General features: G+C 71.3%; 20 protein-coding genes. 19 read left to right on the top strand and 1 reads right to left on the bottom strand.

Going from position 1 to position 21377, the window contains the following annotated elements:
- Nucleotides 1-249 precede the first annotated feature (249 nt).
- The 14 genes from ABZ434_RS33420 to ABZ434_RS33485 all read left to right on the top strand — a co-directional run bounded on the left by ABZ434_RS33420 (nucleotide 250) and on the right by ABZ434_RS33485 (nucleotide 15809).
- Complete coding sequence (locus tag ABZ434_RS33420; RefSeq protein ID WP_359144926.1) at nucleotides 250-1911, top strand: CTP synthase; 1662 nt, start codon at nucleotides 250-252, stop codon at nucleotides 1909-1911.
- Between the two features lie 89 nt (nucleotides 1912-2000).
- A complete protein-coding gene (locus ABZ434_RS33425; protein ID WP_359144929.1) occupies nucleotides 2001-2627 on the top strand; it encodes an NUDIX hydrolase in 627 nt (208 codons plus the stop codon).
- Nucleotides 2628-2854: 227 nt separating this feature from the next.
- Complete coding sequence (locus tag ABZ434_RS33430; RefSeq protein ID WP_359144932.1) at nucleotides 2855-4918, top strand: tetratricopeptide repeat protein; 2064 nt, start codon at nucleotides 2855-2857, stop codon at nucleotides 4916-4918.
- A 143-nt stretch (nucleotides 4919-5061) separates the two neighbouring features.
- Nucleotides 5062-6177, top strand: coding sequence for an alanine dehydrogenase (gene ald, locus ABZ434_RS33435; RefSeq protein WP_359144985.1), 1116 nt, complete (start codon nucleotides 5062-5064; stop codon nucleotides 6175-6177).
- A gap of 368 nt (nucleotides 6178-6545) precedes the next feature.
- Nucleotides 6546-7664, top strand: coding sequence for a ParA family protein (locus ABZ434_RS33440; protein ID WP_148016031.1), 1119 nt, complete (start codon nucleotides 6546-6548; stop codon nucleotides 7662-7664).
- Nucleotides 7661-8263, top strand: coding sequence for a hypothetical protein (locus ABZ434_RS33445; RefSeq protein WP_359144988.1), 603 nt, complete (start codon nucleotides 7661-7663; stop codon nucleotides 8261-8263). Before ABZ434_RS33440 ends, ABZ434_RS33445 begins: the two co-directional genes overlap by 4 nt.
- A 111-nt stretch (nucleotides 8264-8374) precedes the next feature.
- Nucleotides 8375-9550, top strand: coding sequence for a ScpA family protein (locus ABZ434_RS33450; RefSeq protein ID WP_359144937.1), 1176 nt, complete (start codon nucleotides 8375-8377; stop codon nucleotides 9548-9550).
- A complete protein-coding gene (scpB, locus tag ABZ434_RS33455; protein ID WP_359144940.1) occupies nucleotides 9547-10194 on the top strand; it encodes an SMC-Scp complex subunit ScpB in 648 nt (215 codons plus the stop codon). Before ABZ434_RS33450 ends, scpB begins: the two co-directional genes overlap by 4 nt.
- Nucleotides 10194-11405: a pseudouridine synthase gene (locus ABZ434_RS33460; RefSeq protein ID WP_359144943.1), complete on the top strand. Its 1212-nt coding sequence runs from the start codon at nucleotides 10194-10196 to the stop codon at nucleotides 11403-11405. The genes scpB and ABZ434_RS33460 overlap by 1 nt, the downstream gene beginning before the upstream one ends.
- 129 nt (nucleotides 11406-11534) lie before the next feature.
- On the top strand, nucleotides 11535-12188 hold the full coding sequence (gene pnuC, locus ABZ434_RS33465; protein ID WP_359144946.1) for a nicotinamide riboside transporter PnuC: 654 nt from the start codon (nucleotides 11535-11537) through the stop codon (nucleotides 12186-12188).
- Entirely contained in the window at nucleotides 12185-13264 is a 1080-nt protein-coding gene (locus ABZ434_RS33470; protein ID WP_359144949.1) for an AAA family ATPase, read from the top strand. The genes pnuC and ABZ434_RS33470 overlap by 4 nt, the downstream gene beginning before the upstream one ends.
- Entirely contained in the window at nucleotides 13261-13995 is a 735-nt protein-coding gene (locus tag ABZ434_RS33475; RefSeq protein WP_359144951.1) for an NUDIX domain-containing protein, read from the top strand. Before ABZ434_RS33470 ends, ABZ434_RS33475 begins: the two co-directional genes overlap by 4 nt.
- Nucleotides 13992-15014: an ADP-ribosylglycohydrolase family protein gene (locus tag ABZ434_RS33480; RefSeq protein ID WP_359144954.1), complete on the top strand. Its 1023-nt coding sequence runs from the start codon at nucleotides 13992-13994 to the stop codon at nucleotides 15012-15014. Before ABZ434_RS33475 ends, ABZ434_RS33480 begins: the two co-directional genes overlap by 4 nt.
- Nucleotides 15015-15017: 3 nt before the next feature.
- Complete coding sequence (locus ABZ434_RS33485; protein ID WP_359144957.1) at nucleotides 15018-15809, top strand: nucleotidyltransferase domain-containing protein; 792 nt, start codon at nucleotides 15018-15020, stop codon at nucleotides 15807-15809.
- 21 nt (nucleotides 15810-15830) lie between these two features.
- Here the strand turns inward: ABZ434_RS33485 and ABZ434_RS33490 are convergent, their stop codons facing one another.
- Nucleotides 15831-16547 (bottom strand): nucleotidyltransferase domain-containing protein, encoded by a 717-nt coding sequence (locus ABZ434_RS33490; protein WP_359144960.1) that lies wholly within the window; start codon nucleotides 16545-16547, stop codon nucleotides 15831-15833.
- Nucleotides 16548-16710: 163 nt separating this feature from the next.
- On the opposite strand from ABZ434_RS33490, the gene aroH reads away from it, so the two are divergent.
- The 5 genes from aroH to der all read left to right on the top strand — a co-directional run bounded on the left by aroH (nucleotide 16711) and on the right by der (nucleotide 21221).
- On the top strand, nucleotides 16711-17073 hold the full coding sequence (aroH, locus tag ABZ434_RS33495; protein ID WP_359144963.1) for a chorismate mutase: 363 nt from the start codon (nucleotides 16711-16713) through the stop codon (nucleotides 17071-17073).
- A complete protein-coding gene (locus ABZ434_RS33500) occupies nucleotides 17070-18155 on the top strand; it encodes a prephenate dehydrogenase (RefSeq protein ID WP_359144966.1) in 1086 nt (361 codons plus the stop codon). The genes aroH and ABZ434_RS33500 overlap by 4 nt, the downstream gene beginning before the upstream one ends.
- A 155-nt stretch (nucleotides 18156-18310) precedes the next feature.
- Nucleotides 18311-19027, top strand: a complete 717-nt coding sequence (cmk, locus tag ABZ434_RS33505) for a (d)CMP kinase (protein WP_359144969.1) — start codon at nucleotides 18311-18313, stop codon at nucleotides 19025-19027.
- The gene (locus ABZ434_RS33510; protein ID WP_359144972.1) at nucleotides 19024-19686 is read left to right on the top strand and encodes a lysophospholipid acyltransferase family protein; all 663 of its coding nucleotides are present in this window, start codon (nucleotides 19024-19026) and stop codon (nucleotides 19684-19686) included. Before cmk ends, ABZ434_RS33510 begins: the two co-directional genes overlap by 4 nt.
- A 65-nt stretch (nucleotides 19687-19751) precedes the next feature.
- Entirely contained in the window at nucleotides 19752-21221 is a 1470-nt protein-coding gene (der, locus tag ABZ434_RS33515) for a ribosome biogenesis GTPase Der (RefSeq protein WP_352123975.1), read from the top strand.
- Nucleotides 21222-21377 lie beyond the last annotated feature (156 nt).

Genomic DNA, 21377 nt, shown 5'->3' on the forward strand with positions numbered 1-21377 from the left:
GCTCTTGACAACCGAGATGAGCCGAACGGGTGGGGTGTGAGAGACGTGCGGGGATCCGGTGACCCTGCTGTGCCGGGAGTGGCCGGAAGCAGGCTCCCCCCGTCGCTGTTACCCTGGTAGCCCGTGGACCGGTGGTCGTCCGCAACAGCAGACGAGGCCCCCGAACCGCAGCGACGGCACCTCCGGATTCTCCGGACGGGAATGCCGGTACGCACCTCACGATCGCGACCACGGGAGCCCCCTTTGGCTATGCAGCCCACATCCACGACGACCAAGCACATCTTCGTCACCGGGGGTGTCGCCTCTTCCCTCGGCAAGGGTCTGACTGCCTCCAGCCTCGGTGCCCTGCTCAAGGCGCGCGGCCTCCGGGTCACCATGCAGAAGCTCGACCCGTACCTGAACGTCGACCCGGGCACGATGAACCCGTTCCAGCACGGCGAGGTGTTCGTCACCAACGACGGCGCCGAGACCGACCTGGACATCGGCCACTACGAGCGCTTCCTCGACGTGGACCTCGACGGTTCGGCCAACGTCACCACCGGCCAGGTGTACTCGCAGGTCATCGCGAAGGAGCGGCGCGGCGAGTACCTCGGTGACACCGTGCAGGTCATTCCGCACATCACCAACGAGATCAAGCACCGCATCCGGCGCATGGCCACCGACGACGTCGACGTCGTCATCACGGAGGTCGGCGGCACGGTCGGCGACATCGAGTCGCTGCCGTTCCTGGAGACCGTCCGTCAGGTCCGCCACGAGGTCGGCCGGGACAACGTCTTCGTCGTGCACATCTCGCTGCTGCCGTACATCGGCCCGTCCGGCGAGCTCAAGACCAAGCCCACCCAGCACTCGGTGGCCGCCCTGCGCAACATCGGTATCCAGCCGGACGCGATCGTGCTCCGCGCCGACCGCGAGGTGCCGACCGCCATCAAGCGCAAGATCTCGCTGATGTGCGACGTCGACGAGGCCGCCGTGGTGGCCTGCCCGGACGCGAAGTCCATCTACGACATCCCGAAGGTGCTGCACTCCGAGGGCCTGGACGCCTACGTCGTGCGCAAGCTCGACCTGCCGTTCCGCGACGTCGACTGGACCACCTGGGGCGACCTGCTGGACCGCGTCCACAACCCCGACCACGAGGTCACCGTCGCCCTGGTCGGCAAGTACATCGACCTGCCCGACGCCTACCTCTCGGTCACCGAGGCGATCCGGGCCGGCGGTTTCGCCAACAAGGCCCGCGTCAAGGTCAAGTGGGTCGCCTCCGACGACTGCAAGACCCCGGCCGGTGCCAAGAAGCAGCTTGGCGACGTGGACGCCATCTGCATCCCCGGCGGCTTCGGTGAGCGCGGTGTCATCGGCAAGGTCGGTGCCATCCAGTACGCCCGTGAGAACAAGGTGCCGCTGCTCGGCCTGTGCCTGGGCCTGCAGTGCATCGTGATCGAGGCGGCGCGCAACCTCGCCGAGATCCCCGACGCCAACTCCACCGAGTTCGACGCCGCCACCGCCCACCCCGTCATCTCGACGATGGAGGAGCAGCTGGCGTACGTCGAGGGCGCGGGCGACCTGGGCGGCACCATGCGCCTGGGCCTGTACCCGGCGAAGCTCGCCGAGGGTTCGCTGGTCCGCGAGGCCTACGACGACCAGCCGTACGTGGACGAGCGCCACCGTCACCGCTACGAGGTCAACAACGCCTACCGCGCCGAGCTGGAGAAGAAGGCCGGTCTGGTCTTCTCCGGCACTTCCCCGGACAACAAGCTCGTCGAGTACGTCGAGTACCCGCGCGAGGTCCACCCCTACCTGGTCGCCACGCAGGCGCACCCGGAGCTGCGCTCCCGCCCGACCCGCCCGCACCCGCTCTTCGCGGGCCTGGTGAAGGCGGCCGTCGCACGCAGGACGGGCGCCAAGCCGGGCAAGTAACGGCATCCCCGCAGGCATTACGGTTGACCGGGGTACGCATCCTTCGAGGACGCGTACCCCGGTCACTGTTTTTTTGTGGGAGGACGTAGATGGGTTTCCAGGACACGCCCGAGGAATGGCCGGTCACCGCGACCGAGACTCCGTTCCGGGGCAACAAGACCAGCGTCCGCACCGACGACGTGGAGATGCCCGACGGCACGATCGCGCGCCGCGACTACCAGGTCCACCCGGGTTCGGTCGCCGTGCTCGCACTCGATGACGAGGACCGCGTCCTCGTGCTGCGGCAGTACCGCCACCCCGTGCGCCAGAAGCTGTGGGAGATTCCGGCCGGACTCCTCGACGTCCCCGGCGAGAACCCGCTGCACGCCGCGCAGCGCGAGCTCTACGAGGAGGCGTACGTCAAGGCCGAGGACTGGCGGGTGCTGACCGACATCCACACCTCGCCCGGCGGCTCCGACGAAGCCGTACGGATCTTCCTCGCGCGGAACATCTCCGAGGCGGACGGGGAGCGCTTCGCCGTCTCCGAGGAGGAGGCCGACATGGAGCTGGCCCGGGTGCCGCTCCAGGACCTCGTCCGGGGTGTCCTCGCCGGGGACCTGCACAACAGCTGCCTGGTGGTGGGGGTACTCGCACTCACGGCCGTGCTCGCGGGTGACGGGACGGACTCGCTGCGACCGGCGGAGGCGCCCTGGCCCGCCCGGCCGTTCGAGGCCTGATGGCCTGATGGCCTGATGGCCTGACGGCCTGACGGGAGAGCCGGGGGGACGCTCGCGCGGCCCCGTGCGGACACTCCTTCGGATGCCCCGGTCGGAAAAGATGCTGATCCGATCGGGGGACCTCTCCGTCGCGCTCCACCCGGTTCGTCCACCCGCCTGAACTACGCTCTGAATGCCCTGACCGGAGTCCCGGCGGGCGACGCGTGCAGCGAAGTGGAGCGTGGCCCGTGACGGATCAGGCGGTGGACACCAGCGACCCGGCCGAGGCAGCGGGGACCGAGGAGCCGGCCACCGTCGAACCACCCCGATTCTTCGGGCGCGAGCGCGAGTTGAAGGAACTGCGGGCCGATATCGAACGGGCCGGACTGGACACCATGGCCGGTCGCAAGAGCGGTCGGGCCCGGGTCCTGCTGATCGCCGGACGCCCCGGATCCGGCCGTACCGCTCTGGCGGGTGAACTCACCCGCCGGCTGCTCGCCACGGGCGACTACCCCGACGGCCTGATCCGTGTCCGGCTCACCGAACCCGGTGGCACCCCGGTCCCCGCCGAACGCGCCGCGCGTGAACTCCTGCGTGGGCTGGACGTGGCCGGGCCGCCCGGCGCTGACGCGGACGAACTGTCCGAAATGGTCCGCGAGGCGCTCGCGGTACGCCGTGTCCTGCTCCTGCTCGACGACGCCCCGGACGCCGAACAGGTCGATCCGCTGCTGCCGGACAATCCCGACTGCCTCGTCATCGCCACCGCGCAGGGCCCGCTGACCGGCATCCCCGGTGTCCGGCCCTGCACCATCGGCGGCCTGGACGCGGGCTCCGCCGTCGAGCTGCTCGCCCGGGCGATCGGCCAGGTCAGGATCACCGTCGACCCGCTGACGGCCGAGTCCCTGGCGGAGGAGTGCGGCGGGCAGCCTGCCGCACTGGTCATGATCGGGGGCTGGCTGGCCACCCGTCCGACGGCCTCGGTCGCCGATGTCACCAAACAGCTGCGTGATCTGCCGGACGACACCGAGCAGCCCGTCGGTGCCCGGCCGCTGGCCCGCGCCTTCCGGCTGGTCCACGACTCCCTGCCGCCGACCGCTGCCCGGATACTGCGTCTGCTCTCCCTCGCCCCGGCCGGGCTCGCCGACGCCCACACCGCCTCGGCGCTCGCGGGCTGTTCCGTCTCGGCCGCCCGGACCACCCTCGAGGACTTCGTGCGGCTGGGACTGTTGCGCACCGACGGGGCCGAGCAGCCGCAGTACGAGGTGCCCGGCTGTCTCGCGGCGCTGCTGCGTGCCCTGCTGGAGGACCGGGACCGCCCTGCCGAGATCCAGCTCGCCCGGGCCCGGATGCTGGAGCGCACCGTGCGCCTGCTCCAGTCCTGCCGGGCGGTCACCGAACCGGAGGGCTCCCCGGCCCGGCGGAAGCTCGCCGGGCTGCCGCGCTCCTTGCGGTTCCCCGACCCCGAGGCGGCCGCCACCTGGCTGCGGATCCGCAGGCCCGCCCTGGTCGCCTCCGCTCGCATCGCCGTCGAGGACGGTGAACTCGACACCCTGGCGCGGCGGTTGGTGGCCGCACTGGTGCGGGCGCTGGCCGCGCACGAGGGTACCGAGGCGGCCGCGCCCGAGCTCTACGGGCTGCACGGTCTGGTGCTTGCGGTCGCGGAGCGGCGCAATCTGCCCCGGGAGCGTGCGGCCGCCCTGCTCAACCTCGCCGATCTGGATGCCGGGACGGGCCGGACCCGTGAGGCGCTGGCCCGCTACCGCGCCGCACTGGACGCCGGACGGGCCGCCAAGGATCCGTACGCCACCGGACGCGCCATGGAATCCGTGGGCGGCGCATACGCGGAGCTGGGCGACTTCCACCGGGCCTCCGACTGGTACGGACGAGCGCTCGCCCAGCGGCTCACCCAGGGGGAGCGCGCCGACGAGGCACGGCTCTACGGGCGGCTCGGCACCGTCCACACCTACGCGGGGCGGTACGGCGAGGCACTGCGGAACTGGCGGGCGGCGGCCGCCGGCTACCGACGGCTCGGCGATCTGCCCGCCCACGCGCGGGCCCTCAGCGAGGTCGCGCGGGTGCAGGAGTACGCGGGCCGCCCGCAGGAGTCGCTGCAGACGTGCCGGGAGGCCGTGGAGTGGGCCCGCCAGGCCAAGGACCTGCGGCTGCAGGCCGCACTCGAGCTCCGGCTGGCCGACACGCTCGACCGCCTCGGCGACCCCACAGCTGCGGGGCTGCACAGGGGTGCGGCAGAGAGATTGCTGGGCGAGGAGAGCGCAGCCTACGAAATCCGTAGTGTGGCGACAGAAAATTAATGCTTTGTAAGGCTAGACAGCGAGAAGCCCTTCATTAGACTGGCTCTGCCGCGGGTGTTCGCGGTGTCTCCATTTACGCTGTGTATATCCGGGTATGTATAGCCATGTCCGGATGACCCTCTGAGCCAAGGACCGTGATCGACGTGAAGGTCGGCATCCCCCGCGAAGTCAAGAACAACGAGTTCCGCGTGGCGATCACGCCTGCCGGTGTGCATGAGCTCGTCCGCAACGGCCACCAGGTCGTCGTCGAGGTCAACGCCGGGGCCGGCTCCTCCATCACGGACGAGGAGTACGTCGCCGCCGGGGCGCAGATCCTGCCCACCGCCGACGAGGTCTGGGCCACCGCGGACCTGCTGCTGAAGGTCAAGGAGCCGGTCGCCGAGGAGTACCACCGCCTCCGCAAGGACCAGACCCTCTTCACGTACCTGCACCTCGCCGCCTCCCGCGCGTGCACGGATGCGCTGCTGGAGTCCGGTACCACCGCCATCGCCTACGAGACCGTCGAGACCGCGAACCGCGCACTGCCGCTGCTCGCCCCGATGTCCGAGGTCGCGGGCCGGCTGGCCCCGCAGGTCGGCGCGTACCACCTGATGCGTTCGGTCGGGGGCCGCGGTGTGCTGCCCGGCGGCGTACCGGGCACGGCGGCCGGCAAGGCCGTCGTCATCGGCGGCGGCGTCTCCGGCTGGAACGCCACGCAGATCGCCGTCGGTCTCGGCTTCCACGTCACGCTGCTCGACAGGGACATCAACAAGCTCCGCGAGGCCGACAAGATCTTCGGCACCAAGGTGCAGACCGTCGTCTCCAACGCCTTCGAGCTGGAGAAGGCCGTCATCGAGGCCGACCTCGTCGTCGGTGCCGTGCTGATCCCCGGTGCGAAGGCCCCGAAGCTGGTCACCAACGAGCTCGTCGCCAAGATGAAGCCCGGAAGTGTACTTGTCGACATTGCAATTGATCAGGGTGGTTGCTTCGAGGACTCGCACCCGACGACGCACGCCGAGCCGACCTTCATGGTTCACGGCTCGGTCTTCTACTGCGTCGCGAACATGCCGGGCGCGGTCCCGAACACCTCCACGTACGCCCTCACCAACGCGACGCTGCCCTACATCGTGGAGCTCGCGAACCGTGGCTGGGCCGAGGCGCTGCGCCGTGACGCGGCACTCGCCAAGGGCCTCAACACCCATGACGGGCAGGTCGTTTACCGCGAGGTGGCCGAGGCTCACGGCCTCGACCACGTCGAACTGAGCACGCTTCTCGCCTGACGGGTCAACGTCTCCCGTCAACCTCGTGCGTCCGGCCGGACCTTGCCGAGCAAGGTCCGGCCGGAGGTGTGTCGGGCCTCCCGGGAGCCCCGTGAAACTCGCCTCGAACGTAACCCTTTAACCGATTCGTGCACCCGCGAAAAGTGTGCCCGAGGGGCTGCGTGCCCTTGACAGCGGGGTGTTCGATTGCCGACACATCGGGCCGGGTCCGGCGGATTGTGTTGCTGCGGACCGGTGACACGCCATAGAGTCGCCAATCGTCGGCATGGTGCCACGCTGACCTATCGATAAGTTTCCTGGTCACGTCCAAGGAGGTAAGACGACTTGTGAATGAGTCGACATTTACTCCCGGGGGTGTTCATCCAGGGATGCCTGCACGGGGCCAGAGCCCGAACGGGCTGGAGGCTGTCGGCTCCGTCGCTGTCCGCACCTTCGCCACCCACCAGCACATGACGACAGCCCCCCAGATGATGGACGGCCTACACGTGAACGCCATGGCCGGCAACGAGAGTGGCCGGGACACCGCCCACTTCGCCGACTTCGACGAAGCGCCCCAGGGGCACTTCTACGACCCGGACGCCGAGTACGAGCCCGATCCTGAGTACGCGGCGACCCTTGCACCGGACGCCGCCCGGCAGCGCCGCGAGCGGATCGGCCCGACCGGCCGGCCCCTGCCCTACTTCCCGATCCCGGGTCCGCTGACCGATCACGGTCCCGCGAAGATCATCGCGATGTGCAACCAGAAGGGCGGCGTCGGCAAGACCACGTCGACCATCAACCTGGGTGCCGCGCTCGCGGAGTACGGCCGGCGCGTCCTGCTCGTCGACTTCGACCCGCAGGGAGCCCTGTCGGTCGGCCTCGGCGTCAACCCGATGGAGCTCGACCTCACCGTCTACAACCTGCTCATGGAGCGGGGCATGGCGGCCGACGAGGTCCTCCTGAAGACCGCCGTGCCCAACATGGACCTGCTGCCGAGCAACATCGACCTGTCGGCCGCCGAGGTCCAGCTGGTCAGCGAGGTGGCCCGCGAGTCCACGCTCCAGCGCGCCCTGAAGCCGCTGATGGCCGACTACGACTACATCGTGATCGACTGTCAGCCCTCGCTGGGCCTGCTCACGGTGAACGCGCTGACCGCCGCCCACAAGGTGATAGTGCCGCTCGAGTGCGAGTTCTTCGCGCTGCGTGGTGTGGCGCTGCTCACCGAGACCATCGAGAAGGTCCAGGAGCGGCTCAACCCGGACCTGGAGCTCGACGGCATCCTGGCCACCATGTACGACTCCCGTACGGTGCACAGCCGTGAGGTGCTCGCGCGCGTCGTCGAGGCTTTCGACGATCACGTCTACCACACGGTCATCGGGCGCACGGTCCGCTTCCCGGAGACCACGGTCGCCGGCGAGCCCATCACCACGTACGCCTCCAACTCGGTCGGTGCCGCCGCCTATCGCCAGCTCGCCAGGGAGGTGCTCGCCCGGTGTCACGCCGAGTGAGTCTGCCCGGGGCCGACGAACTGTTCCGTACCACCGGGGGGATGGGGCTGCAGTCCTCGTCCCCCGCGGAGCGGCGGCGCAAGGCGAACGGCGAGGCCCGGGTACCGGCGCCGGCCGCCGAGGGGGATTCCGGGGACGGCACGCCGGGGGAAGGCTCCCAGGCCCCCGCAGGCGGGGTCCTCTCCGCGCAGGAGGAGCACTCCGCGGCGGACACCGACGCCGACGCCGGCGGCTCGCGCAGCCGCGGCGGTGAGAACGACCGCGTCGCGGTTGCCGCACAGGCCGGACGCCGTCCGCAGCCGCCCTCCTCACAGGAACCGGTTCCCGCCCCCGTCGTCCAGCAGCAGCGCAGACGGGGTGGCGGACGCGGGGCGAACCGCCGGCCCAGCGGCCGGGAGCGCCACGACGAGAAGATCACCGTCTACGTCTCCGCCGAGGAGCTGATGGACCTCGAACACGCGCGGCTCGTGCTGCGCGGCGAGCACGGACTGGCCGTCGACCGTGGGCGGATCGTCCGTGAGGCCGTCGCGGTGGTCCTCGCGGACCTGGAGTCGCGGGGCGACGCGAGCATCCTCGTACGGCGGCTGCGCGGCCGCTGACCGGTGCGGCGCCGGTAGCCTGCCCGGAGGGCGGCCGCCGGCCGAGCGGTGCGGTCCGCCCCCGTACGGGCCGCCGCCCGCCGCCCGTGTCCCGTCGCACCCTGGATCTCCATGCCGACAGCCGACCAGCCCGCCCGTACCTCCCGCCGCCCCCTGGGCCGCGGGCCGGGCGGCGGGCCCGTGCGCGGGGACGGGCCGGGTGCGGAGGACGTCTCCGCGGCTCCGGCGGACGAGGGCCGGCCCGCGGGCGAGGCCCCGGCGGCGGACCAGGCCCCGGCGGCGTGCGAAGCCCCAGCGGCGGACCGGGCCCCGGCGGGTGGGACCCAGGCTGCGGACGAGGCCCCGGTTGTCGACGACACCCCGGTTGTCGACGAGACCCCCGTTGTCGACGACACCCCGGTTGTCGACGAGACCCCCGCAGTCGAGCCCGGTGCCGCGGGCCCCACTCCGGCCTCCGCCCCCGCCCCCGACGACGGGCGGTTCACCGTCCGGCTGGCGAACTTCGAGGGGCCGTTCGACCTGCTGCTCCAGCTCATCTCCAAGCACAAGCTGGATGTGACGGAGGTCGCCCTGTCCAAGGTCACCGACGAGTTCATGGCCCACATCCGGGCCATGGGGCCGGACTGGGACCTCGACCAGACCACCGAGTTCCTGGTCGTCGCCGCGACCCTCCTCGACCTCAAGGCCGCCCGGCTGCTGCCCGCCGCCGAGGTGGAGGACGAGGGCGACCTGGCGCTCCTGGAGGCCAGGGACCTGCTCTTCGCGCGCCTGCTGCAGTACCGCGCGTACAAGCGCATCGCCGAGATCTTCAGTGCCCGTCTCGAATCGGAGGGCCGGCGCTTCCCCCGTACCGTCGGGCTGGAACCGCACCACGCCGCGCTGCTGCCCGACGTCGTCATCAGCATCGGCGCCGAGGGCTTCGCCCGGCTCGCCGTCAAGGCGATGCAGCCGAAACCGAAACCGCAGGTCTACATCGACCACATCCACGCCCCTCTGGTCAGCGTGCGCGAACAGGCCGGGATCGTGGTGGCGCGGCTGCGCGAGGCCGGGGAGATCAGCTTCCGGGAGCTGACCGAGGACGCTCCGGACACCCTCACCGTCGTCGCGCGGTTCCTCGCCCTGCTGGAGCTCTACCGGGAGAAGGCCGTCGCCCTGGACCAGGACGAGGCGCTCGGCGAGCTCATGGTGCGCTGGGCCGGGGGAGAGGGAGCCGGGCCCACCGTGACGGACGAGTTCGACCAGGAGGCACAGGACGTGCACGAAGTGCAGCAGGGCGTGAACGAATGAGCGAGCAGGACATCCCCGGCTCCGCCGTCGCGGACCTCGATCTCAAGCCCGCGCTGGAGGCCGTCCTCATGGTCGTCGACGAGCCCGCGACGGTGGAGCACCTGTCCAAGGTGCTGGAGCGGCCCCGGCGGGCCGTCGCCGACGCGCTGCGGGAGCTGGCCGACGAGTACACCGCCCAGCGCCGCGGCTTCGACCTCCGGCTGGTCGCGGGCGGCTGGCGCTTCTACACGCGGCCGGAGTACGCCCCGGCGGTCGAGGGCTTCGTCCTGGACGGCCAGCACGCCCGGCTGACGCAGGCGGCGCTGGAGACCCTCGCGGTCGTCGCGTACCGCCAGCCGGTGAGCCGTTCACGGGTCTCGGCGGTGCGCGGCGTGAACTGTGACGGGGTCATGCGGACCCTGCTGCAGAGGGGTCTGGTCGAGGAAGCGGGCGCGGAACCCGAAACAGGTGCGATCCTGTACAGGACGACGAACTACTTTCTGGAGCGAATGGGCCTGCGTGGCCTGGACGAGCTCCCGGAGCTCGCGCCCTTCCTCCCCGAGGCGGACGCGATCGAGGCTGAGACGCTAGAGGGTGTGCCGTCGTTCGATCCGGACGCACCGGACACCCCGGATACTCACGCACACGACAAGACGGAATTTTGATGCGAAGCAGTGGCAGGAACAGCGGCAGCAGCGGCGCCGGCGGCAGGAGCGGCGGCAACAGCGGCGGTGGCGCCAGGAGCGGCGGCGGCAGGAGCAGTAGCGGCGGCGGCAGGAGCGGTGCCCCCAGGAACACCACCGGCACCGGCCGGAACAGCAACCCGAACCCCCGGGTCTCCGGCTCCGAGCGCGACGACAAGCAGGAGCAGCGCCCCCGCAGGCCCCGCCCCGAGGAGCGCCGTTACGACGTCGGCAACGACAAGCCCGGCGGCGACGGCGGCACCCGCAAGGGCCGCGGCGACGCGGCCCGCGGCGGTGCCAAGGGCGGCCCGAAGGCGGCGTCGGGCGGCTCCAGGGGCGGCGGCCGGCGTGCTCCGTACGGCTCCCCGGCCCGCTCGCGCGAGCTCGACGCCAAGATCGAGCAGCGCAACCGCGACAGGTACGCGGACAAGCCCGAGATCAAGACGCCCAAGACCCACCCGGGCGCCGAGCAGGAGGGCGAGCGGCTGCAGAAGGTCCTCGCCCGGGCCGGCATGGGCTCGCGCCGTGCGTGCGAGGAGCTCATCGAGCAGTCCCGCGTCGAGGTGAACGGCCAGATCGTCGTCGAGCAGGGCATGCGCGTCGACGTGCACCACGACGAGATCAAGGTGGACGGCCTGACCGTCGCCACCCAGTCGTACCTCTTCTTCGCGCTGAACAAGCCGGCCGGTGTCGTCTCCTCCATGGAGGACCCGGACGGCCGTCAGTGCCTCGGTGACTACGTCACCAACCGTGAGACGCGTCTCTTCCACGTCGGCCGGCTCGACACCGAGACCGAGGGCATCATCATGCTCACCAACCACGGTGAGCTGGCCCACCGCCTCACCCACCCCAAGTACGGCGTGAAGAAGACGTACCTCGCCGCCATCCAGGGCCCGCTCCCGCGCGACCTGGGCAAGCGGCTCAAGGACGGCATCCAGCTGGAGGACGGGTACGCCCGCGCCGACCACTTCCGCGTCGTCGAGAACACCGGCAAGAACTACCTCGTCGAGGTGACCCTCCACGAGGGCCGCAAGCACATCGTCCGCCGGATGCTGGCCGAGGCGGGCTTCCCCGTCGAACGGCTCGTGCGCACGTCGTTCGGGCCGATCCCGCTGGGCGACCAGAAGTCGGGCTGGCTCCGCCGGCTCACCAACACCGAAGTGGGCATGCTGATGCGCGAGGTCGGTCTGTAGACCACCCGCGCCCCCGCTCACGGCCCGCGGCCGGTTCCTGGTTCTCGAATGTCGAACAGGAATCGGCCGCGGGCCTTTTGCTGTCCCCGTTCTGCCTTTATAGTCAGAGTGACTATTAAGGAGGCGGGTGTGAGTCTCGCGGACGTTCTCGATCCCCTGCAGCAACCCCTGGTGACGGTTCTGGACACCCCGGTCAGCTGGACCGAGGTGCTGGGTTTCGGCAGCGGTGCGCTGTGCGTCTGGCTCGTGGCCCGCCAGCACCTCGCCAACTGGCCGATCGGCATCGCCAACAACGTCTTCTTCATCCTGCTGTTCGCCCAGTCCGGTCTGTACGCGGACGCGGGCCTCCAGATCGTCTTCATCGCCCTTGCCGCGTACGGCTGGTGGACCTGGACCCACGGGGGTGGACCAGGGACGGACGGACTGCCGGTGCGGCGCACCACGCGCACCGAGTGGACCGGGCTGCTCGCGGCAGGGGCGGTGGGGGCTCTCGCGCTGACCCTCCTGCTCGACCGGGCCACCGACTCGACGGTGCCCTTCTGGGACGCCCTGACGACCGCGCTGTCCCTGGCGGCTACGTACGGGCAGTGCCGGAAGCTCGTCGAGTCGTGGTGGCTGTGGATCGCCGCCGACGTGGTCTACATCCCGCTGTACGCGTACAAGGAGCTCTATCTGACCTCACTGCTGTACGTGGGCTTCCTGACGCTGTGCCTGATGGGCCTGCGCAACTGGCGGCGGGATCTCGCGGTCCGGCACCCCGAGCCCGTGGAGGCCGTGGCATGAAGCGTTTCGCACACGGACTGGTGCTCGGGAAGTTCTATCCGCCGCACGCCGGCCACCACCACCTCGTCCGCACCGCCCGGGACCGTTGCGAGCGGCTGACCGTGCTGGTCTGCGCCTCCTCCGTGGAATCCGTGCCGCTCGCCGAGCGGGTCGCCTGGATGCGCGAGGTGCACCCGGACGTGACGGTGGTGGGCGCCGTGGACGACACCCGGATGGATCTCCACGACCCGGCGATATGGGACGCCCACATGGCCGTCTTCACCGGGGCCGTGCCCGAGCCGGTGGACGCCGTCTTCACCTCGGAGTCGTACGGGGACGAGCTCGCCCGCCGCTTCGGCGCGGAGCCCGTCTGCGTGGACCCCGGCCGCACGGTCTTCCCGGTCTCGGGCACCGCCGTCCGCGCAGACCCGGCCGGCTGCTGGGACTTCCTCGAACCCCCGGTCAGGGCGGCGCTCACGCGCCGGGTCGTCGTCCTCGGCGCAGAGTCGACCGGCACCACCACCCTGGCCCGTGACCTCGCCGGCCATTACCGGCGGCGCGGCGGCATCTGGGCGCACACCGGCTACGTGGCCGAGTACGGGCGCGAGTTCAGCGAGCAGAAGCTCGCCGAGCTGCGCACCCGGTGGCCCGACGCCCAGTGGGAGGACGTCTCCTTCACCACGCACGACTTCCCCTTCATCGCCGAGACGCAGAACGCCCGTGAGGAGGCCGCGGCCCGGACCGGCTCCCCGCTGCTCGTCTGCGACACCGACTCCTTCGCCACGACCGTGTGGCACGAGCGGTACGTCGGCGGCCGCAACCCCCTGGTCGAGCGGACGGCCGACCGGGTCACCCATCACCTGTGGCTCCTCACCGACCACGAGGGCGTGGCCTTCGAGGACGACGGACTCCGCGACGGCGAGGAGCTGCGGCCCTGGATGACCGACCGATTCCGGGCCGAACTCACCCGGACCGGAAGGACGTTCATCGAGGTCACCGGCAGCCGGCCGGAGCGGCTCGCCACCGCCGTCGCGGCCGTCGACGCCCTGCTCGCCGACGGCTGGGACTTCGCCGCCCCCCTGCCGGAGCGACGATGAACGCCGCCGCCCCCGAGGACTACGACCCGCACGCCTTCGAGCCGTTCGCCGTCACCGTCGACCTCGCCGTCTTCACCGTCCGCGAGTCCCGCCTGCACGTCCTGCTCGTCGAGCGCGGCGAGGACCCGTACAAGGGCCACTGGGCGCTGCCCGGCGGCTTCGTGCTGCCCCGCGAGTCCGCCGGGACCGCCGCCCGAAGGGAGCTGGCCGAGGAGACCGGGCTGACCGAGGACACCGTCTCCGCCCTCCATCTGGAGCAGCTGCGCACCTACAGCGAACCCGACCGCGACCCGAGGATGCGGGTCGTCTCCGTCGCCTACGCCGCCCTCGTCCCCGACCTGCCCGAGCCACGCGGCGGCGGTGACGCTGCCAGTGCCCGGTGGTGGGACACCGGGCGGCTCGGCACGCTCGCCTTCGACCACGACCTCATCCTCGCCGACGCCCGCGCAAGGATCGGCGCCAAACTCGAGTACACCTGCCTGGCCACCGCGTTCTGCCCGCCCGAATTCACCCTGGGCGAGCTCCAGCAGGTGTACGAGACGGTCTGGGGCGTCGAGCTGGACCGGCCCAACTTCCGGCGCAAGGTCCTTGCCACGCCCGGCTTCGTCCAGGCCGTGGAGGGATCACCGCGCCGTACCGGCGGCCGGGGAAAGCCGGCCGCCCTCCACCGGGCGGGCGCCGCCACCGCCCTGCACCCCCCACTGCTGCGACCGGAAGGAAGAAGCACATGATCGTGACCAGGACCCTCACCAAACAGGCCGCCACCGGCGCGCTCACCGGGCTCGCGCTCGGCGACGCCCTGGGCTTCCCGACCGAGTTCAACAACGTGCCGTCGATCCTCGCCAAGTGCGGGCCGTGGCGCCAGATGCGGCTGCCGAAGCCGGCGATCGTCACCGACGACACCCAGATGACGCTGGCCCTCGGCCGCGGAATCCGCACCGCCACGGACCGCGGTCTGCTCACCCCGCTGCGCCTCGTGCGGCCGGTGCGCGACGAGTTCGTCGACTGGTACCACTCACCCGACAACAACCGCGCCCCCGGGCGCACCTGCATGACCGCCTGCCGGCTGCTCGACAGCGACCGCCTCTGGCAGGAGGCCAGTCAGACCGGCTCCAAGGGCTGCGGCGCCAACATGCGCGTCGCGCCCGTCGGACTCGTCCCCGGACTGAGCGAGGAACAGCGCGCCGGCGCCGCCCAGCTCCAGGCCGCCCTCACCCACGGTCATCCGACCGCTCTCGCCGCGTCCGACCTGACGGCCCGCGCGGTGTACCTCCTCGCGCACGGCGCGGAGCCGATGGGCCTGATCGGCCAGCTGCGCAGCTACGCGTACGAGAACAGCAACCGCTACCTCACCCGCTGGCTCGGCGACCTGTGGCGCCACGCGGGCGACTCCTCCCCGGAGCTGTACATCCAGCGCGGCTGGGACGAGTGCCTCACCGCCCTGGCCCGGGTCCAGGACGCCCTGCGCAACCCGTCCCCGGAGACCGATCCCTGCGAGAGCACCGGCGACGGATGGATCGCCGAGGAGGCCCTCGCCACGGCCCTGCACTGCTTCCTGCTCTTCCCCGACGAACCCGTCACCGCCCTGCGCCGGGCCGCCTGCACCCGGGGGGACTCGGACTCGCTCGGCTGCCTGACCGGCGCCCTGGCCGGGGCGCATCTGGGCTCGGCGGCCTGGCCCAAGGAGTGGTCGGAGCGCATCGAGTACCGGAGCGACCTCCTGTCCCTGGGGGCGCTCTGGGACGCTTGAGCCATGCTCACGGACACCACGCTCCTACGGAAGGCCGGGTTGCCGGTCACCGATCTCGGCCCGGCCATCGCCCAGGAACGCCACCCGCTGCTGTTCGCCACGGTCTCCGGGGCGCATCTGTACGGGTTCCCTTCCCGGGACTCGGATGTGGACCTGCGGGGGGTCCACGTCCTGCCGGCCGAGGACCTCGTCGGGCTCCGGGAGCCCGAGGAGACCTGTTCGCGGATGTGGGACAGCGACGGGGTGGAGATGGACCTCGTCACCCACGACCTGCGCAAATTCGTCCGCCTGATGCTGAAGCCGAACGGCTACGTCCTGGAGCAGCTGCTCTCGCCCCTGGTCGTGCACACGACGGCCCTGCACGCGGAACTGGTGGCGCTCGCGCCCGGCGTCCTCACCCGCAACCATGCCCACCACTACCGAGGATTCGCCAACACCCAGTGGCGGCTCTTCGAGAGGACGGGCGAGCTGAAGCCGCTCCTCTACACCTTCCGGGCGCTGCTCACCGGCATCCACCTGATGCGCAGCGGCGAAGTGCTGGCCCATCTGCCGACGCTGCTCACCCGGGTGCCGGCGCCGTCCTACCTCCCCGGGCTGATCACGGCCAAGGCAGCGGCCGAACACGGGGGAGCGGACGGGGTGGACACCGTGGCGGCGGCCGGGGACGTCGCGTCGCTGCACCGGGTGCTCGACGGGGCACAGGCGGACTCGGGGCTTCCGGACGGGGCGGGCGCATTCGACGCACTGCATGAACTGGTGGTGCGAGCGCGCCTCGTCCCCGTCCCGGCCGGCTGAGCCGTCCGGATCGCCCCGGCCTCAGCCGGCCTTCTCGGCCGGACCCGCGGCCAGGGCCGACGCCTGCCGGGCGCGGACCAGGAAGTCCTCGACCCGCGCCCGGTCCGGCTGCTCCGGCAGCGGGGAGGCGGCGGCCGCCTCGTCGTTCTCCCCCGCCAGTCTCGCCATCCGCCGCTCCACCTCCGGCCAGGCCACCTCGCCCCGCTTCACCTCCAGCAGTTCCTCCCTGGCCGCTCCCACGTCGATCGTCAGCTCTCCGGTACGCAGCAGATCCCGGCAGCTCGCCAGCAGCCGCAGCAGATGCATCGCGTGCTTCCAGCGCGGCGCCCCGTACTGCCGGACATCCGCCTCCAGCTTCCGGCGCTGCCCCATGGCGTACCGGACGAAGGTCTGGTGGGCCTGCCGGGAAAGGAAGGCCCCACGCAGCGAGAGGAGTTCACGGCCCGTCGCGTCGATCCGCTCCACCAGGGGCGAGTGCAGGCACTCCAGCACATTGGGGTTGGCCCGCAGAGCCAGTTCGCAAAACCGCTCCAGCTCCCAGGAGAACTGTTCGTCAGCGGGCCCCTCGACATGTGTCGGCGGCTTGTCGAACCGCCAGAACAGCGGGGTCGGGGCGAGGAACACCCCGCGCCGGTCGGTGTCACTGCCGTCCGTGGCGAGCCCGAAGGCGCGCGAGCCCATCACGCAGGAGTAGACCATGTGGTCGCGGACCAGAGCCTCGTCGCCTGGGGAGATCATGCGGGGAGGGTACGCGCCCCGTCCGGGTGGCCGCAGCCGGGCTCCGGACCGCGCCCGCACCACCGCCGCGTCTCACGGACAGGGCGCCCGGGCGCGGGACGGCGTCGCCCCTCTAGGCTGAAACGCAAGCGCAGACGCGGCAGGCACAGGCAAGGAGCACGACGTGGCGGTACGAGCGGTCCGCGGAGCCGTCCAGCTGGAGCGGGACGAGGCCGGGCACATGGACGAGCAGGTCAGCGCCCTGCTCACCGCACTCCTCGAGCGCAACAGCCTGGTCGCCGACGATCTGATCAGCATCTGGTTCACGGCCACCCCCGATCTGCACTGCGACTTCCCCGCCGCCGCTGCGCGCGGCATCGGTATCGTCGACGTACCGCTGATCTGCGCCCAGGAACTGGACATCGCGGGAGCCATGCCCCGGGTGGTCCGGATCCTCGCCCATGTCGAGACGTATCTCGCCAAGTCCGAGATCGCCCACGTCTACCTCGGCGCCACCGCCACTCTCCGCAAGGACATCGCCCAGTGAGAACCGCCGTCGTCATCGGAACGGGCCTCGTAGGCACCTCCGCGGCCCTCGCCCTCGCGGGGCGGGGCATCAAGGTCCACCTCGTCGACCACGACCCGGAGTCGGCCCGTACCGCTGCCGCCCTGGGAGCCGGTACGGACGAGCCGCCCGAGGGCCGCGTGGACCTGGCGGTCGTCGCCGTGCCGCCGGCCCACACCGCGACCGTGCTCGCCACCGCCATGAGCAGCGGCGTCGCCCGCGGTTACCTCGACGTCGCGAGCGTCAAGGGCGGACCGCGCCGCGAGCTGGAGGCGCTCGGCGTCGACCTCACTCCGTACATCGGTACGCACCCCATGGCGGGCAAGGAGCGCTCCGGCCCGCTGGCCGCCACCGCCGACCTGTTCGAGGGCCGCCCCTGGGTCCTCACGCCCACGCGGGACACCGACACCGAGGTCCTCAACCTCGCGCTGGAGCTGGTCGCGCTCTGCCGTGCCGTACCGGTCGTCATGGACGCCGACGCCCACGACCGGGCCGTCGCCCTCGTCTCCCACACCCCGCAGCTGATCTCGTCGATGGTCGCCGCCCGTCTGGAGGAGGCCGACGAGACGGCCGTGCGCCTGTGCGGCCAGGGCATCAGGGACGTCACCAGGATCGCGGCCTCCGACCCCCGGATGTGGGTGGAGATCCTGTCCGCCAACCCCGGCCCCGTCGCCGACGTCCTCGCCGGCGTCGCCGCCGATCTGGCGGAGACCGTACAGGCGCTGCGCGGGCTGCAGTCCGCGGACGAGGACAAGCGGCGCGAGGGAACCGAAGGCATCCAGGACGTCCTGCGCCGCGGCAACGCGGGCCGGGTCAGGGTGCCCGGCAAGCACGGCGCCGCCCCCTCCTCCTACGAGGTCGTGGCCGTCCTCATCAGCGACCGCCCCGGTGAGCTGGCCGGGATCTTCGCGGACGCGGGCCGGGCCGGGGTCAACGTCGAGGACGTACGGATCGAGCACGCCACCGGGCAGCAGGCGGGCCTCGTCCAGCTGATGGTCGAGCCGAGCGCGGCCCCCGCACTGAGCGCCGCCCTCCGGGAGCGGGGCTGGTCGATCAGGCAGTAACCGCCGCAGCAGCGGCCGGCCGGTCTCCCGGACCCTTGGGACACCGGGCCGGGAGGCACTTGTCCACAGGGGTGGTCGGGCCCGCCCCGGCACTCGGTAACCTTGTGCGGGGCGGGTTCACGCGTCCCGTCCCGCCCGCCCCGTGTACCAGGAAGGTGTCCACCACCGTGGAAACCGTAAGCGCCGCCGCCCGGATCGCCCCGGCCGCAGTGATCGTCGCCATCGACGGCCCCTCCGGCACCGGCAAGTCGAGCACGTCCAAGGCCGTCGCCGCCCAGCTCGGCCTGAGCTACCTGGACACCGGTGCCCAGTACCGGGCGATCACCTGGTGGATGCTGAACAACGGCATCGACGTGCACGACGCGATGGAGGTGGCGACCGCGGCCGCCAAGCCGGTCATCGTCTCGGGCACCGACCCCACCGGCCCCACGATCACCGTCGACGGCGAGGACGCCTCCGGCCCGATCCGCACCCAGGAGGTCACCTCCAAGGTCAGCGCGGTCAGCGCCGTACCCGAGGTGCGCACCCGGATCACGGAGCTGCAGCGCACCATCGCCGCCGGAGCGGAGAAGGGCATCGTCGTCGAGGGCCGGGACATCGGCACCACCGTGCTGCCCGACGCCGACATCAAGATCTTCCTGACGGCGTCCCCGGAGGCCCGCGCGGCCCGCCGCAGCGGCGAGGTCAAGGGCTCCGACCTCGCCGCCACCAAGGAGGCGCTGATCAAGCGGGACGCCGCCGATTCCGGCCGCAAGACCTCGCCGCTCGCCAAGGCGGACGACGCGGTCGAGGTGGACACCACCGAGCTGACCCTCCAGCAGGTCATCGAGTGCGTCGTCACCCTCGTCGGGGAGAAGCAGGCCGCCAAGTGACACCTGCCACGGGCGCGCCCACGCTGCGCGGAGCAGCGGTCGGACGCGGCATCGGGATCGGGCTGATGTACGGGCTCTTCAAGCCCCGCGTACTCGGCGCGTGGCGGGTCCCCGCCTCCGGACCCGTCATACTCGCGGTGAACCACTCGCACAACATCGACGGGCCGATGCTGATGGGCACCGCGCCCCGGCCCGTCCACTTCCTGATCAAGAAAGAGGCGTTCGTCGGCCCCCTGGACCCGTTCCTGCGCGGAATCGGTCAGCTGAAGGTGGACCGTACGACCGTCGACCGCACCGCCATCACCCACGCCCTCGGCGTGCTGGGGGACGGCGGGGTGCTCGGGATCTTCCCCGAGGGCACCAGGGGCGAAGGAGACTTCGCCGCGCTGCGCGCCGGTCTCGCGTATTTCGCCGTACGCAGCGGGGCGCCGATCGTGCCCGTGGCCGTACTGGGAAGTACCGGGCGCCGTGGACGGTTGATATCGGCACTGCCGCCGTTGCGCAGCCGGGTCGATGTCGTCTTCGGCGACGCGTTCGCTGCCGGGGACGGCAGTGGCCGTCGGACGCGCGGCGCGCTCGACGAGGCGACCGTGCGCATTCAGGGACGGCTGACCGGCCACCTGGAGCATGCCAGGCGCCTCACCGGGCGCACCGAGTAAGACTTGAGTAGTGGACCGCGTGCTGCGTGGTCCATCGATGATGATGCAAAGAGGGAACGGACTTCATGAACGACCAGATTCACTCCGGCGGCTCGGACCACGAGCACGGAGCGCTTGGCGATGCCGAGTACGCGGAGTTCATGGAGCTCGCCGCGCAGGAGGGGTTCGACCCCGAGGACGTCGAGGGTGCCATCGGTGAGGCCGGTCACGGCCCGCTTCCCGCGCTCGCGATCGTCGGCCGCCCCAACGTCGGCAAGTCGACGCTGGTGAACCGCATCATCGGCCGTCGTGAGGCCGTGGTCCAGGACAAACCCGGCGTCACGCGTGACCGCGTCAGCTACGAGGCGGAATGGGCGGGCCGCCGCTTCAAGGTCGTCGACACCGGCGGCTGGGAGCAGGACGTGCTCGGGCTGGACGCCTCCGTCGCGGCCCAGGCCGAGTACGCGATCGAGATGGCCGACGCGGTCGTCTTCGTGGTCGACTCCACCGTCGGTGCCACCGACACCGACGAGGCCGTCGTCAAGCTGCTGCGCCGGTCCGGCAAGCCGGTCGTGCTCTGCGCCAACAAGGTCGACGGGCAGAGCGGCGAGGCGGACGCCACCGCTCTCTGGTCGCTCGGCCTCGGCCAGCCGCACCCGGTCTCCTCGCTGCACGGCCGCGGCACCGGCGACATGCTCGACGCGGTGCTGGAGGCGCTTCCCGAGGCCCCGGCGCAGTCCTTCGGCACGGCGGTCGGCGGTCCCCGCCGCATCGCGCTGATCGGCCGTCCGAACGTCGGCAAGTCCTCCCTGCTGAACAAGGTGGCCAACGAGGACCGCGTCGTCGTCAACGAGCTGGCCGGCACCACCCGTGACCCGGTCGACGAGCTGATCACGCTCGGTGGCATCACGTGGAAGTTCATCGACACGGCCGGTATCCGACGCCGGGTCCACCTCCAGGAAGGTGCGGACTACTACGCCTCGCTGCGTACCGCGGCCGCCGTGGAGAAGGCCGAGGTCGCCGTGATCCTGATCGACTCCAGCGAGTCCATCAGCGTCCAGGACCAGCGCATCGTCACCATGGCCGTCGAGGCCGGGCGTGCGATCGTTGTTGCCTTCAACAAGTGGGACACGCTCGACGAGGAGCGCCGTTACTACCTGGAGCGCGAGATCGAGACGGAGCTCGCGCAGGTCGCCTGGGCCCCGCGGGTCAACGTCTCGGCCCTCACCGGCCGCCACATGGAGAAGCTGGTCCCGGCGATCGAGACCGCGCTGGACGGCTGGGAGACCCGTGTTCCGACGGGCCGGCTGAACGCCTTCCTCGGCGAGATCGTCGCTTCCCACCCGCACCCGATCCGCGGCGGCAAGCAGCCCCGCATCCTCTTCGGCACCCAGGCGGGCACCAAGCCGCCGCGCTTCGTGCTCTTCGCCTCCGGCTTCCTGGAGCACGGTTACCGGCGGTTCGTCGAGCGTCGGCTGCGTGAGGAGTTCGGTTTCGAGGGCACGCCGATCCACATCTCGGTGCGGGTCCGCGAGAAGCGCGGCCGCAACAAGTAGTCGACCGGTGACGCCTTCCCGCGCCTGAGGCGCCCGGACGGCGTCCCACGGGCGCACGCAGCCGGACACGACGAAGCCCCGGGCCACCCGTTTCAACGGGTGGCCCGGGGGGTGGGTTATCGGTAGAGCACACCTCTGTACTCCCGTCACAACATT

Source organism: Streptomyces sp. NPDC005761, from assembly GCF_040630635.1.
Classification (GTDB): Bacteria; Actinomycetota; Actinomycetes; order Streptomycetales; family Streptomycetaceae; genus Streptomyces.

Bases quoted from the DNA above. Each gene is read 5' to 3' on its own strand.
- ABZ434_RS33440 (WP_148016031.1), top strand. From the start codon at position 6,546: ATGCCTGCACGGGGCCAGAGCCCGAACGGGCTGGAGGCTGTCGGCTCC.
- ABZ434_RS33485 (WP_359144957.1), top strand. From the start codon at position 15,018: ATGCTCACGGACACCACGCTCCTACGGAAGGCCGGGTTGCCGGTCACC.
- ABZ434_RS33475 (WP_359144951.1), top strand. From the start codon at position 13,261: ATGAACGCCGCCGCCCCCGAGGACTACGACCCGCACGCCTTCGAGCCG.
- ABZ434_RS33490 (WP_359144960.1), bottom strand. From the start codon at position 16,547: ATGATCTCCCCAGGCGACGAGGCTCTGGTCCGCGACCACATGGTCTAC.
- ABZ434_RS33470 (WP_359144949.1), top strand. From the start codon at position 12,185: ATGAAGCGTTTCGCACACGGACTGGTGCTCGGGAAGTTCTATCCGCCG.
- ABZ434_RS33460 (WP_359144943.1), top strand. From the start codon at position 10,194: ATGCGAAGCAGTGGCAGGAACAGCGGCAGCAGCGGCGCCGGCGGCAGG.
- scpB (WP_359144940.1), top strand. From the start codon at position 9,547: ATGAGCGAGCAGGACATCCCCGGCTCCGCCGTCGCGGACCTCGATCTC.
- ABZ434_RS33480 (WP_359144954.1), top strand. From the start codon at position 13,992: ATGATCGTGACCAGGACCCTCACCAAACAGGCCGCCACCGGCGCGCTC.
- ABZ434_RS33425 (WP_359144929.1), top strand. From the start codon at position 2,001: ATGGGTTTCCAGGACACGCCCGAGGAATGGCCGGTCACCGCGACCGAG.
- ABZ434_RS33450 (WP_359144937.1), top strand. From the start codon at position 8,375: ATGCCGACAGCCGACCAGCCCGCCCGTACCTCCCGCCGCCCCCTGGGC.
- der (WP_352123975.1), top strand. From the start codon at position 19,752: ATGAACGACCAGATTCACTCCGGCGGCTCGGACCACGAGCACGGAGCG.
- ABZ434_RS33420 (WP_359144926.1), top strand. From the start codon at position 250: ATGCAGCCCACATCCACGACGACCAAGCACATCTTCGTCACCGGGGGT.